The organism is Sorangium sp. So ce295, from assembly GCF_051527405.1.
In the GTDB taxonomy this organism is placed as follows: domain Bacteria; phylum Myxococcota_A; class Polyangia; order Polyangiales; family Polyangiaceae; genus Sorangium; species Sorangium cellulosum_B.
Genome location: NZ_CP150324.1, coordinates 1,908,744 through 1,922,820, shown reverse-complemented (window position 1 = coordinate 1,922,820; position 14,077 = coordinate 1,908,744). Strand labels below are relative to the sequence as shown.

Annotated in this window: 9 protein-coding genes; 5 read left to right on the top strand and 4 right to left on the bottom strand. The window is 71.9% G+C overall.

The genetic code is table 11. The annotated features are described in order from the left end of the window. Positions 1 to 91 precede the first annotated feature (91 nt). From WMF11_RS07320 to WMF11_RS07310, 3 genes are all read left to right on the top strand, one after another. On the top strand, positions 92 to 1,549 hold the full coding sequence (locus tag WMF11_RS07320; protein ID WP_437976923.1) for a PLP-dependent aminotransferase family protein: 1,458 nt from the start codon (positions 92 to 94) through the stop codon (positions 1,547 to 1,549). 163 nt (positions 1,550 to 1,712) lie between these two features. Continuing rightward, positions 1,713 to 1,973: a SemiSWEET transporter gene (locus tag WMF11_RS07315; protein ID WP_437976922.1), complete on the top strand. Its 261-nt coding sequence runs from the start codon at positions 1,713 to 1,715 to the stop codon at positions 1,971 to 1,973. A gap of 177 nt (positions 1,974 to 2,150) precedes the next feature. Next, entirely contained in the window at positions 2,151 to 2,813 is a 663-nt protein-coding gene (locus tag WMF11_RS07310) for a methyltransferase family protein (RefSeq protein WP_437550435.1), read from the top strand. 109 nt (positions 2,814 to 2,922) lie between these two features. On the opposite strand, the gene WMF11_RS07305 is transcribed toward WMF11_RS07310, so the two are convergent. Further along, a complete protein-coding gene (locus tag WMF11_RS07305; protein ID WP_437907716.1) occupies positions 2,923 to 4,239 on the bottom strand; it encodes a serpin family protein in 1,317 nt (438 codons plus the stop codon). Positions 4,240 to 4,338: 99 nt separating this feature from the next. Here WMF11_RS07305 and WMF11_RS07300 point away from each other — a divergent pair, with 99 nt between their 5' ends. Beyond that, positions 4,339 to 4,824, top strand: a complete 486-nt coding sequence (locus WMF11_RS07300; protein ID WP_437907715.1) for a gluconokinase — start codon at positions 4,339 to 4,341, stop codon at positions 4,822 to 4,824. An 82-nt stretch (positions 4,825 to 4,906) separates the two neighbouring features. On the opposite strand, the gene WMF11_RS07295 is transcribed toward WMF11_RS07300, so the two are convergent. Next, on the bottom strand, positions 4,907 to 6,220 hold the full coding sequence (locus WMF11_RS07295; protein ID WP_437976921.1) for a hypothetical protein: 1,314 nt from the start codon (positions 6,218 to 6,220) through the stop codon (positions 4,907 to 4,909). Positions 6,221 to 7,198: 978 nt separating this feature from the next. Here WMF11_RS07295 and WMF11_RS07290 point away from each other — a divergent pair. Next, complete coding sequence (locus WMF11_RS07290) at positions 7,199 to 9,832, top strand: GAF domain-containing protein (protein ID WP_437976920.1); 2,634 nt, start codon at positions 7,199 to 7,201, stop codon at positions 9,830 to 9,832. 720 nt (positions 9,833 to 10,552) lie between these two features. On the opposite strand, the gene WMF11_RS07285 is transcribed toward WMF11_RS07290, so the two are convergent. Next, positions 10,553 to 10,897: a hypothetical protein gene (locus WMF11_RS07285; protein ID WP_437976919.1), complete on the bottom strand. Its 345-nt coding sequence runs from the start codon at positions 10,895 to 10,897 to the stop codon at positions 10,553 to 10,555. Between the two features lie 744 nt (positions 10,898 to 11,641). Then, complete coding sequence (locus WMF11_RS07280) at positions 11,642 to 13,783, bottom strand: response regulator (protein WP_437976918.1); 2,142 nt, start codon at positions 13,781 to 13,783, stop codon at positions 11,642 to 11,644. Positions 13,784 to 14,077: the final 294 nt, after the last annotated feature.

Genomic DNA, 14,077 nt, shown 5'->3' with positions numbered 1-14,077 from the left:
GCGAAAAATCTCCCTGCGCATGGACCGAGGTTGGCGCGCACCTGGTACTCTCGAAAGATCCGGTTCGCCGATTTCTGCTAGACCAGCTGACATGCCCTGGGAGCTCGCCCTCGCGGTCGATCCCGCCGCGCCGCAGCCGATCTTCCTCCAGATCGCGCGCGCCCTCGCCGACGACATCCGCCGCGGCCGGCTCCGCGCCGGCGCCGAGCTGCCGGGCAGCCGCGCGCTCGCGCGGTCCCTGTCGGTCCATCGCAACACCGTCCTCGCCGCGTACCGCGAGCTCGCCGCCGAGGGCTGGATCGAGGCCAGCGCCGCGCGCGGCACCTTCGTCTCGGCGGAGCTGCCGGCGCCGGCGCCCCGCGGCTTCGCCCGGCGCGCGGCCGCGCGGGCGGAGGTGCCGGCGCGGCTCGGCTTCGATCTCGGCGCGACCTCGCTCCGGCACGTGCCCATCATCCCGCCCGGCACGCTCCGCATGAGCGGCGGCCTCCCCGACATGCGCCTCGTCCCGACCGCGGCGCTGGCGCGCGCCTACCGCCGCGCGCTGCACGCCGGGTCGAAGCAGCTGCTCGACTACGCCGATCCGCGCGGCGACGAGCGCCTCCGCGCCGCCCTCGCCGCGATGCTCTCGGCGGTGCGCGGCCTCGCCGCCGGGCCGGAGTCGGTAATCGTCACGCGCGGCAGCCAGATGGCGCTCGACCTCGTCGCCCGCGCCCTGATCGCGCCGGGCGACGCGGTCGCCGTCGAGTCCTACGGTTACCGCCCCGCGTGGGAGGCGCTCCGCCTCGCAGGCGCGCGGCTCCTCCCGCTGCCGGTCGACGCCGCGGGCCTCTCCGTCGACGCGCTCTCGGAGCTCGCAGAGCGGGAGCGCCTGCGCGCCGTCTACGTCACCCCGCACCACCAGTACCCCACGACCGCGGTGCTCGCGCCCGGCAGGCGCATCGCGCTCCTCGAGCTCTGCCGGGCCCGCCGGATCGCGGTCCTCGAGGACGACTACGATCACGAGTTCCACTACGACGGCCGCCCGGTGCTGCCGCTCGCCAGCGCGGACACGGCCGGCGTCGTCGTCTACATCGGCACCCTGTCCAAGATCCTCGCCCCCGGGCTCCGGATCGGCTTCGTGGTCGCCCCCGGACCGCTGGTCGAGCGCCTCTCCCTCCACCGCACCTTCGTCGACCGGCAGGGCGACCACGCCGTGGAGCGCGCCGTCGCCGAGCTCCTCGAGGACGGCGAGGTGCAGCGCCATGCGCAGCGCGCGCGCCGCGCCTACCGGGCGCGGCGCGATCGGCTCGTCGCGTCGCTGCGCGCGCGGCTCCCCGGCGCGCTCGACTTCGCCGTGCCTGCCGGCGGTATGGCCCTGTGGGCCAAGGTGGACGCCGCGATCGACGCGGACGCCTGGGCCGAGCGCGCGCTCGCGCGGAAGGTGGCGTTCTCCGCGGGGCGGCGGTTCGCGTTCGACGGCAAGAAGCGCCCCTTCCTGCGGCTCGGGTTCGCGGCGCTGGATGAGCAGGAGATCAGCGACGCGGTGGAGAGGATGGTCGAGGCGGTGTGAGCGCCCCGGCGGGCCGACCAGCTGAGCGCCGCGGCCCTCCCCAAGGTGGACGCCGCGCCACGTGGAAGCGTGGAGGCGTCGATAAAACATCCCTATCTCCCTGTCTCTCCGGATACGCCTCCCCTATGCACCTCGGGCGAACCGAAGGGACACGACAGAACGGATGACGCCAGCAGCAGTGACCACGCTCGGGCTCGTCGCGGCCACCCTCACCACGATCTCCTTTCTTCCTCAGGTGCTGCGCACCCTGCGCACGCGCGACACACGCTCGATCTCCGTCGGCATGTACGCGGCGTTCGTCGCCGGCGTGGGCCTGTGGCTCGTTCACGGCGTGCTCACGCAGGACGTGCCCATCGTCGTCGCGAACGCGATCACCCTCGTGCTCTCGGGCACCGTGTTCCTCCTCAAGCTCCGATACGGCTGAACTCTCCTTCTCCCCCGCAGGCGCTGTCTCCGACAGACATCGATCGTCCCGCGGCCCCGCCGCCGTCGAAGCGCGCTGCGCCCGCGGTGGATGGATGATGGATCCGACGCGACGAAAGCCCTGCTGGCTTGACCTCGCTCGCGCCCCCTCTCACGATGCGAAGTAAGGGGGGATACAATGAATGGCGCGGTGATCTACGACCTCGCGATGCGGCTGCCGCTCGCCGTCCTCATGCTCTATAACGCCCTGTTCGTCGGGCGCGAACTCTATGCTCACCTGTTTCTCTGGAGCGGGCCCAGGGGGCTCACCTACGGGACGACGGTGGCCTCGCTCGTGGCCACCGAGGTCTACCTGCTGCTCGTCGCGGCGTTCACGCTCGTTCGCCTCCGCCCTGTACGCAAGCTGAGCGGCGTCGTACCTCGCATCACCGCGCTCGCCGCCGGCCTGCTGCCGGCGAGCATCGCATGGCTGCCCAAGACCCCGCCGATGCCCGGCCGTCTGGTGATTGGCACGCTGTTCATCATCGGTGGAATGGCGCTCGCCGTGGTCAGCATCGGGTGGCTGGGCAAGTCGTTCAGCGTCATGCCCGAGGCGCGACGCCTCATCACGAGCGGCCCCTACCGGCTCGTGCGCCACCCTGTCTATCTCGCCACCCTGATCCAGGGGACGGGAATCATCTTGATCTATCCGTCCATCGCCGCGGTCCTGATCTACACGGTCGAGATGATCCTGCAGGTCATCCGCATGGGATACGAGGAGCGCGTGCTGCGCGACACCTTTCCGGAATACGACGACTACGCGCGCCGGACGTCCGCGCGGCTCGTCCCCCGCCTCTACTGAGGAGGGCTCGCGGCGCGCGCGCCCCCTCACTCAGAGGCGGGCACGCGGCGCCATGAGGCAGGATGCAACGCCTGTCGCAGGATGCCTCGCTCGTCCGGACCCGGCGCTCTTACCTGGACGGGTCGGCGACGCGGCCGACGAACAGGATCGCGCCCGTCGCGCGATCCCGGATGACGAAGAGGAACGGGCGGTCGAAGCGGATGGCGGCGGGCTCGGGCGCCGACGTCTCGCCGATCACCACCGCCGTCGCCGCCGCCGCCTCGGTGCCCGCCTCGTTCACGGAGACGAACGCTTCGTGGAGCACATCGGTGATGAACAGGCCGCCCTGGACGCTCATCCCCGAGAAATCCGCGTGATCGGAGAAGGCGGCGGGCATCCCCAGATCCTCGAGCGGCGGGGCGAGATCCAGGGTCGAGGCGATCTTGAACCGCGGCAGCGCCATCGTGACGCTCCGCGACCCGAGGGAGGCGAGGACGCCATCCAGCCGCTCCGGATCGAGCCCCGCCTCGAAGCCGCCGAGCTCCGACGGGAGCACGAGCACCATCGACAGCTCACCGCCGTCGTAGGGCAGCTCCAGCGCCTCGTAGCCGTCGCCCTCGCCATAACGGACCTGCGCGTGGTTGGTCATCATCGGCACGGACACCGCGGAGCCGTCCGCCAGCGTGAAGCTCCCCGGAGTCGTCTCCTCCTCCTCGAACGGAAACTGCCAGGCAGCGTTGAAGTAGATGGCGTTCGTCAACACGAGCCGGGTCGAGGACCCGAGGGCGCCTTCTGGCAGGATGTCCTTGATGCGGTCCTCGGTGCGCTCGGCCACCCAGCCATTGATGATCCCCCGCGCCTCGTCGGGCGCCTGGACGAAGTCGACGACGTGCAGCCCGGCCCCGTAGCTCTCCGCCAGCACGTCGAGGAACGACGGCACGAACGCGGAGCCGACCTGCCCCCAGATCGCGTTGGCCATGTGGAGCCGGAACCCCTTGCCGTCCCGCCCCTCGGCGCCCTCGCCGCGGCGCGCGAGCGCGAGGTCGAGCGCGTTGAACGCCGGGTGGAGCCGCGCTTGCGGCAGCGTGAAGCGCAGCGCGCGCGCCATCTGCTCCGCCGTTTCCCCGCGCGCGCCGGCGTACGTCATCGCCAGCGCGCTCGACACGCTGTACGGCGAGCAGAAGAGGTTGCCCGGCGCGGCGCCGATCCGGCGGTAGAGCTCGAGCGCGAACGCCGTGTTGCCGAGGGCGAGCTCCCTGGCGTCGGCCTCCGGCACCCGAGGCGCGCGGGCCCGCTGCCTGTCCGAGGCGACGACGCAGCCCGCGGTGCCCGGATCGGCGCACCCGGACGGCGAGGGCCGCGGCTCCGGCTCGGCGCCGCCAGAGGAGCAACCGGCGCAGAGCAGGGAAAATGGCAACAGGACCACAGGGATCGGAGGCCTACGCATGCGCCCGGCGCAGCAGGGGGCGTGCCGAACCGCCCATGATAGGATGGCTCCCACCATGCGGAGAGCGCGAGAGACAGCCATCGGAGAGGCGCGGCGCCCGTGATCGTGCTCGTGATGGGCGTGAGCGGCGCCGGGAAGACGACGGTCGGGGCGCGCCTTGCGCGCGAGCTCGGATGGGAGCTCGTCGACGCCGACGACTTCCATCCCGCCGCCAACATCGAGAAGATGCGTGCCGGCAAGCCGCTCGACGATCGGGATCGCGCGCCGTGGATCGCGGCGCTCACCGCGCGCATCCGCCAGCTCCTCGACGAGGGGCGCGGCGCCGTGATCGCCTGCTCGGCGCTCAAGGCGGCGCACCGCGCGCAGCTGCTCGTCGACCCCGCGCGGATGCGCCTCGTGCACCTGACCGGCGATCCAGCGCTGATCGCCGCGCGCCTCTCGGCGCGCAAGGATCACTTCATGCCCCCCGGCCTCCTCTCGACGCAGCTCGCCGCGCTGGAGCCGCCCGAGGACGCGATCCGCGTCGACGTCGGCGGCACCCCCGAGGAGATCGTCGACGCCGTCCGCCGCGCGCTCGGCGTGTGAGCCGGGCCAGCGCCGCGCCGTCTACCGGCGCCGGGCGCTTGCCAGGCGATCTCTCCGGCAGGACCCGAGCGCCCGCGCGCGGTCAGCCCGGGTCCGGCAAGCGGGTCAGGAAGAGCGCGCCCTGGTCGCTGGAGAGGCGTTCGTCCCCGAGCGCCATCGTGCCCTGGAAGGACCCGGCCAGCATCGGGCTCTCCCACGGGTCCATCTCCAGCCCGGAGACGTGGACGTCCGCGCCGATGCGCCGGGTCCACTGCTCCTCTCCGCTGGAGCTGAGCTCGGCCGCCCACGCGCTGCACGACGCCGGCTCATCCGCCGACGCGCACAGCGCATCGCCTGCCAGCACCACGCGCTCGCCGCTCGCCGTGATGCGGCGGGGGCTCCGCGCGTCGAAGCGCTTCACCCAGATCACACGGCCATCCGGGCCGATCTTGGCGACGAACGGCCGCGGGCCGCCCGGCAGATCGGGCTCGCCGAAGACGCCGCTGCCGGAGAGCAACGCGGCGCCTTCTGGATCCACGGCGAGGTCGTACGCCTCCTCGAGCTGATCCGGCGAGCCACGGAACCGCTTGTGCCACACGAGCTCTCCGTTCCGGTCCAGCTTGGTCACGAACGTCGCCGTGCCCCGCCCGTCCTGGCTCGCGAGGATCGCGTTCCCGTCGCGGTCGACCTCGATGCCGATCTCGTCGCTGTCGGAGCCGCTCGGCGGCAGGCTGACCCACGCGAAGCGACCCGAGGCGTCGAGCCGGACGACGAAGGCGCCGATCGCCCGCCGCTCGATCCGCGCGCCGGCGACCTTCGCGGCCCCCTCCAGCCTGCCGAGCACGAGCGCGCCGCCGCGGCCATCGGCGGCGAGCGCCGTGCCGCTCAGGATCGCGTCCTCCTCCGCGGAGATCTGCGCCGCCCAGCTCGCCGCGCCGCGCGGGCCGAGCTTCGCGAGGAACAGGTCCGCGCCCGAGGGCGACGCCGCCGTGAGCCGGTGCGCGCCGAAGCGGACCGTGCCGGAGAAATCGCCGAGCACGAGCGACTGACCCCCGCTGCTCGCGGCCACGTCGATGGCGCTCTGCGCCGTGCCGTCGCCGAACTGCTTGCTCCAGAGCGGAGCGCCGCACGCGTCGAGCTCGGCGACGAAGGCGTCCGTCGCGCCCGCGCTCCGCAGCCGGGTGCTGCCGAAGGTCAGCTCCCCTTCGAAGGAGCCGGCGAGCAGCGCGCGCCCGGCGCCGTCGACCGTGAAGCCGCGCAGGGTCGCGCCCTTGCCAGGATACTGCCGGCTGAACGATCTCTGCCGGCACGCCCGCTCGGCCCGTTCGCTGTCGCCGAGCCCCGCCGCTCCGGCCAGCCGCCCGCTGGGTGCGACCGCGGCACCCGGACACACGCCCCCGGGGCCGACTGCCCCCATCTCGCACATCCCGGGAGGCGAGGCGTGCTCGGCGTTCGCCCGCGCCGCACCGCCGCTGTCGCCTCCGGGTTCGCCCTCCGACACAGCGTCCGCAGCCTCCGAGGACATACACCCGGCGCCACAGCAGATGACGCCGCAGAGGGCGCTCCGTGCTCTCAAGACAGACCACATACTGAATCTCCTCTCCCGCCTCGACGCGGGCACACTGGAAACATTGCAGGATGCGGACCATGGCCCGCGCCTTTCAAGCTTCTCGCGAAGTTGAAAACTCCAAACTTTTCTCGCTGGATGCGGGCTCATCCGGGGCAGCAGGACGCGTTCGTTCGGCGCCGCCTCATGTCCTCTTCGCCCCGTCGCTCCAGGGCGAGCCGGCCATTCGACCCCGGTCGCGCGATCGTTCGACTCGCGCGCTGACACGCGCGCGCCGACAGAGATGGATAGGGCATCTCTCGCCCTGGACACCGCCTGTTCCGTATCCAGATCATCGATTGTCGAATACGGTCGAGTCGCTCGCCGCTGCCGTCGAGGCGCGGGCGACTGGCATCTTGAACGTCGCCTGGTCCGGCGAGGCGCAGGCGATGGGGCAGGCTGCTCGCGCGCAAGGCCCTGACGCCGGGGCGGCCCTGACGCCGGGGCGTCGGGAGCCGCGAGCCCCGGGCGGGGCGCCCGCGCGGACCCCGAGGCCGCCCTCCCCCCCCGGCTCCGCGGGTGGCCGTCGGCGCGCGCAGAACGGAAAGACGGGCGTCTACCACCGTAGCGCACCCACGCCCACTTAAGGTAGGATGCTGCCACCCGACTCCGGCGGACGTATTCCCGCTGGAGGAGCCCGCGACCGCGGGCGCCGGCCGCTCCATGATCCCCCACCCATCTACGATCACGACGGAGCTCCCTGCGAGCGAAGGCGCGACTGCGCGGCCCCCCCCCGCGCCAGCCCCGCCCTCGCCGCCGGCGCCCCCCGCGATCGCCTCGGAGATGGCGATGAAGTTGCTCTGCAAGCCCGCTGACGAGCGCACTGCGCGTGCGCAGGTGCTGAAGGTCGACATCGACGCCTACGCCGCCCTCCCTGACGCGGAGCGGCGCGCGGTCCACCTGCGCCTCGGGCGTATGGCCGAGGCGCGATCACAGCGCGAGCGCTCGGACGAGGCGCTCTTCGAGGCCGCGCACCACCTGAACCTCGGCGCGCCCTTGATCGTCGAGCCGCGCGAGCGGGCGGCGCTCGCCGCGATGAACCTCGCCGCGGGCCGCAAGGCGAGGGAGCGGGGCGCGACCCCGGCGGCCGCCGATCTCTTCGAGGCCGGGATCGCGGCGCTGCCGGACGGGAGCTTCAAGCGAGACCACGAGATCGCCTTCTCGCTGCACGCGGAGGCGGCCGAGTGCGCGCACCTCGGCGGCCGGCTCGAGCGCGCGGAGGCGCTGCTCGACGTGCTCGCGGCGGAGGCGCGCTCGGATCTCGAGCGGGCCAGGGCGCACGAGCTGCGCATCGCCGTGTACACAACGCAGGGCCGGCTCGACGAGGCGGTGGCGCTCGGAAAGACGGCCCTCGCGATGCTCGGCGTCCCCCTCCCCGAGGACGGGCCGGGGCGGAAGGCAGCAGCAGACGCCGAGCTCGCGGCCGCGCGCGCCGCGCTCGGCACGCGCCGGCTCAAGGATCTGCTTGACGAGCCCGAGGCGTCGGACGCCCGGACCCGCGCGGCGCTCCGGCTCCTCATGGCCCTCATGCTCCCCGCCGCAACGGTGAACCCGCCGCTCTGCACGTTCATCGCGGCCAGGCAGGTCAACCTGTCGCTCATCGCGGCCAGGCAGGTCAACCTGTCGCTGGAGCACGGCCACGGCGGAGTTTCCTCGTACGGCTACATGGCCTACGCCTGGGTCGCCGCGCGGGTGCTCCGCCGCTACGACGAGGCCTACGAGCTCGGCCAGCTCGCGCTCGAGATGAACGAGAGGTCCGGCCAGCCCGAGCTCTCGTGCCGGCTGCGCGTCGTGCTCGGGGCCCACGTCAGCGTCTTCACCGATCATCTCCTTTCCAGCCTCGATCTCTTCCAGGCCGCGCTCGAGGCGGGGCACAGGACGGGCGATCTCACCTATCTGTCCCAGGCGTGCGTCCACACGGCGCTCGTTCGGTTCGGGCTCGGCGACGAGTGCGAGGCGGTGCGGGCCGAGGTCGACGGATTCCTCTCGCTGGTGCGGCGCGCGCGGGAGGAGCTCGCCGCCCTCGCGCTGACCGGGGTGCGCCGCGCGCTCGACGACCTGATGGACGCGACGCGCGCCGGCGCGTCCCGCCCGCCCAGCCACGGTGATCTCGACGACGCAGCGGATGAAGCGAAGCTCTCGGCGCCTGCGCACGGCGCCGCCGCGCGCGTCCACTACGCGCTGCGGCAGCAGATCTGCTTCCTCAACGAGGACTACGAGGGGGCGCTGCGGATGGGCTCGCTGGCCGAGGCGAGGATGCAGGGCGGCGTCGACGATCACCTCGCGACAGAGGTGTTCTTCTACACCTGCCTGACGCTGCTCTCGCCCGCGCTGGCGCGCGGCCGGCAGCTGACCACCGTCTCGGTGGCGAGCTACCGGGATCGGTTCTCGGAGTGGGGCGAGCGGTGCCCGGACAACTACCGTCACAAGCACCTCCTCCTCCGCGCGGAGTCCGCGCGCGCCGCCGGCGAGGAGCTCGCGGCGATGAAGCTCTACGATCAGGCGATCGAGTCGGCGAAGGTGAACGGTTTCGTCCGGGACGAGGCGCTCGCCAGCGAGCTCTGCGCGAAGTTCCACCTGGCGAGCGGCAGGGAGAGGATCGCCCACGTCTACATGGCCGACGCCCACGAGGGCTATCTGCGGTGGGGCGCGCAGGCCAAAGCGCGACAGCTGTCGCGAAAGTACCCGCACCTCGTGGCGCGCGCCGCGCTCGTCGGGCAGCAGAGCCGTCCGCCGGAGTCCTCACTCCCGGCGAGCACGGAGCGCCCCACGTCGCTCGACGCGTTCGCCCTCCTCCGCGTCTCGCGCGCGCTCTGCGGGGAGCTCGTCCTGGAGCGCCTCTTCGAGCGGCTCCTCCGGGCCCTGAGCGAGAGCGCGGGGGCGCAGCGCGCCGTGCTGGTCCTCGCGCGCGACGGCGCGCTGACCATCGAGGCCGAGCTCGACGGCGACCGCGGAGGGGTCCGCCTCGGACCCGCGACGCCGCTCGATTCCACCGCCGATCTCGCCGCGAGCGTCGTCCAGCACGTCGCCCAGACACAGCAGCCGATCGCCCTCACCAGCGCGGCCCTGGACGAACGGTTCGCGGACGACCCTTACCTGCTCGAGGGCGGCCTCAGGTCGATCCTGTGCCTCGCCATGACGCATCAGGGCCGCCTCACCGGCGTGCTCTACGCGGAGAACGGCGCGACCGCTGGCGCGTTCCGCGCCGGCCAGGTCGAGCTCTGCGGCCTCCTCGCATCGCAGGCGGCGGTGGCCGTGCACAACGCGTTGCGCCACCGCGACGCGCAGAGCACCTCGCGCGAGCTCCGTCGCTGCAATGAAGCCCTCGCCGACGAGGTCGCTCGCCTCACCGAGGAACTCCGTGCGTGCAACCGCGACGCTAGCCCCACGAGCGAGTTGCGGCGCTGCAACGAGGCGCGCTAGCCCCGCTGCAGCGGGGTGCGTCCGGGTCCGTCCCGCCGCCCGACAGGATCCCCCGCCAGGAAGGGGAGAGCTTCAGCGAGGCTTCGCGGGGGCGCCGCGGGCAAAGCTCACATCGCGAAGGGCCATCCCCTCTGAAAATCCATGACGCTGGCACCAGAGGGGCCGCAAAACATGCATAGCGCGAGCGCGTCTGCGCCATGGCTCCGTCCGAGATGCGTACAAGCGCGAAGGGGAATGCGGCCGTGCGAACAAGGCGCGCCGCAGCGCGAAAGACACGTGGCAGCGCGGTAGAGCGCGCGGCAGCAGCGCAGACGCCGTCCTGCACCCAGCCCCTCGAGGCCGGCGCTGACAGACACAGTTTCCGAAATCAAAATGCTCGGGACACCACGGGACGGTGGGAAGACACAGAGCACCTGCCGTCTCCCAGCCTACCCGTGATTCCCGAGCCTACAGCGCGGCGCAACTTCGTGCGCTACGGGCTCATCCGCGTCGTTCGGCTCGCTTCAGCGCACATTCGCACGCCTAACGCGCTGGCCTGGCGGTCGAGCTAGCATCCCACGAACCTGCACATCGCGATAGAGCGCCGAACAACGCCCGACCGAGCCATGCAGCCGCGAAGACGCATGGGGACGGGAGGTGATGAGTGGCGCTCCAACGGCCTATCCCCCGCCTGCCGTACCGCGGGCTCGGCGAGGGATGGCCGCTATCGACGCGCTCGTCTCAGGCGCCGCCCGCGCCGCCCGCGCCGCCGGCGCCGCCAGCGCCGCCAGCGCCGCCGGCACCACCGGTGCCGCCGCCCGCGCCACCCTCGCCACCCGCGCCGCCGGTGCCGCCGCCCTCGCCCGCGCCACCCTCGCCGCCGGTGCCGCCGCCCTCACCCGCGCCACCCTCGCCGCCGGCGCCGCCTTCGCCGCCTTCGCCGCCTTCGCCGCCCGTGCCCGACGCCGAGCTCGTCGTCGTGGAGGAGGTGGTGGTCCCATCGTCATCGCCGCATCCGGCGCCGATCATCATCATGGTCGCGCCTAGCAGCAGCGCGCTTGCAAAGATGCTCTTCGAAGCGTTCATGGTTCGTTCTCTCCGTTGGGTTGTCCCCCCCAAAGAATGACTCGGCAGAACCCCGCGCCGATCACCGCTCCACACCGCCAAGCGACTCAATCCACGCAAATTCGCGCAAAATGTGCGCCCTAAAAAGCGCTATGAGCACGCTGCATTCGATGGGCCGGTGTCAACTCCGTGGGGATTCCGTTATGGTGGACGATAAGCCACCATACTGGATTACGCAAGCTTTTTGTCTCACTGCATCATCGTTGCATGTGGGTGCCCCCCCGTGAGCTCCCGCTGGTCAAGCACATTCGCCTACATCGACGCGGGGCGAACATGACGCGTGAAGAGCGACTGCGCCTGACAGCTCATCCGCCATAACGGATTGACCTCCAGAGGTGAGGGCCCCATGAGCCAAAGCCTCCTCGCGTGAGCGGCCTGGAGGAGCGGCGCCGGCGCCGCGCCACACGCGAACAGAGCCCGACTGCAGCGCGGACGCGCCTCGTCTGGCCCCGATGGGTCGGCTCCCGGTCTGGTCATGAGGACACGTTCGCGTCATCACGTGCAAGAAGTGCAAGTCCCAGGCCCGATGCCCATCGGCCATGGTCCTCGTCCCTGCTCACGAGCGCAGGCACGCTGGGGAGAGACCCGATATCGCTGGCGGGGCGGGCGAGGTAGCGAGCGAGCTCAGGTTGGATATGCGAGCGACGGAGAACGCGGAGGCGCGCCGCTATGGAGCGCCCGCGGCCCCTCGTCTCCGCGCGCTCTTCACGGGTTGATCTCCTCGCTCGACCCTCGCTCCCGGGCGCAGGGGAGGTCGCCTGCGCGGGCCCGGGCCGCGAGGCTGGCCACGGCGGCCACGAGGGCGGCGGGCTCGATCGGCTTCGTGGCGTGCATGTGGAAGCCGGCGTCGAGCGCGCGCTTCTGGTCCTCCTTGCGAGCATAGGCCGTCAGGGCCAGCGCGGGCAGATCGCCGCCGGCCTGCGGCGGGCGCTGGCGGATGGCGCGGATGAGCTCATAGCCGTCCTCGCCCGGCATGGCGATATCGCTCACGAGCACGTGCGGGAGATCCGCGCAGAACGCCGCGAGCGCCTCGCGGGCCGAAGCCACGGCCGTCACCTCGGCGTGGTGCTGCGACAGCACCTCCTGAAGGAGCTCCCTGGCGTCCGCGTCGTCCTCGACGAGCAGGACACGGAGCCCGCCGAGATTGGACGCGGACTCCGAGCAAGCGAGCGAGCGCGACCGCCCCTCCCTCGAGAGCGCCGGGAGCGAGTTGCGCCCGACCCCGAGGAGCGGGAGCCGGACCACGAACGTCGACCCCTTGTGCAACCCAGGGCTGTCGGCCACGACCGAGCCGCCGTGGATCTCGACGATATGGCGCACAAGGGACAGCCCGATGCCGAGGCCCGCGTGCGTCCTGCGGCTCGTGCTGTCGGCCTGGCGAAAGCGCTCGAAGACGAGCGGGAGGAAATCCGGCGCGATCCCCTCCCCCGTGTCGCGCACCGTGAGCTCCGCCGTCGCGCCGGCCCGCCGGAGGGAGACGAGGATATGGTCCCCGGGACGGGTGAACTTGAGCGCGTTGGACGTGAGGTTCGAGACGACCTGCTGCAGCCGATCCGCGTCGCCGTTCACCTCGATGTCGGGGTCGAGCGAGACGTCGATCGTGAGGCCCTTCGCCTCGGCGGCGGGGCGGATCGCGTCGATGGCGGTCTCCACGACGGGCGCGAGCGCCATCGGCGCGGCGCTGATGCTCAGCTTGCCCGTCGTGACCCGCGAGACGTCGAGGAGATCCTCGATGAGCTTCGTCTGCGCGGCCACGTTGCGCTCGATCACCTCGAGCCCGTGGGACACCCGCTGCTCATCGAACGGCTCGGACCGCAGGAGGTGCGTCCAGCCGAGGATCGCGTTCAGCGGGCTGCGCAGCTCGTGGGAAAGCGTGGCGAGGAACTCGTCCTTCAGGCGGTTCGCCTCGCGCGCCTCGGCGTGCACGCAGTTCTGGATGGCGATGGAAGCGAGCTGCGCGAGCTGCACGAGGACGGTCTCGTCGTCGTCGGAGAACTCGCCGTCGTTCCGGTCCGAGAGCTGGATCGTCCCGATGTTCTGGCCGTCGGCCGCGGTGAGGGGCGCCGCGAGGTACCCCCGCGGCGGGGGCCTCTGCCCGCCGTTGTCCAGCCACTCCGGGTGCAGCGAGAGCTCTCGCTGCGTCAGCCGGAGAGGCCTGTTCCTGGCGCAGACGAGCGCGCACAGCTTGCCGGCGATGGGGGGAGGCGCCTCCTTCTGGAACGTCGTGTACCGCTCCGAGAGCGACACCGCGGTCCGCGCCCGCTCACCGGGCCGCTCCAGCTTCACGAGGGTCATCGCCTGATGGGCGCCGCCGACGTCGCGGGCCGCCTCCGTGATCGCCGCGACCATGGCGTCGAGCGACAGGGCCGAGTTGATCGTGAGCGCGGCGCGGTTGAGCCGCTGGAGCTGCTCCGCGTGCGCGCGCAGCGACTCCGCCTGGAGCTTGATCTTCTGTGTCTTCTTGAAGAGATCGACGAAGACTGACACCTTGGTGCGGAGGACCTCGGGGGCGAACGGGGTCATGATGTAATCGACCGCCCCGAGCGAATAGCTGCGCTCGACATAGACGCGCTCGGTGTGCGCCGTCAGGAAGATGATCGGCGTGTGCAGCGTGCTCCTCCGCTTGCGGATGAGCGTCGCCGTCTCGAACCCATCTATCTCAGGCATCTTGATGTCGAGGAGGATGACCGCGAACTCCTCCTGAAGGAGATGGCGAAGCGCTTCCCTCCCGGACGCCGCCTTGACGATGTTCTCGCCGAGCGGCGCGAGGACTGCCTCCAGGGAGAGGAGCTGCTCAGGCCTGTCGTCAACGATCAGGATGTTGACTCTGCCTACTTCTGCCCTCATCCCGCGTCTCCTTGCCCCCCTTGCTCCGTTGTCAGCGCCGCGGCCAGCCTCGCAGCATCCTCAGGAATGGGGCTGTGTCCACCGCTTTCAGGCGGCGTCTGCCGCATCCGCTCCAGCCCGCTCCAGCGCTCCGTGCGAGGAGGCTCGGGGAAACCATGTCGCCGCAGGGACGCAGCGCGCGCCCGCGGCGGAGGGTGAGCACGCCCGCCCACCTGCCGGAGCGCCCCTCCGGGCGCCGAAGGGACTTCCTGAAGGCAGCCCTGCGCGGGGGCGCCGGCGCGCGGAGCGCACGCC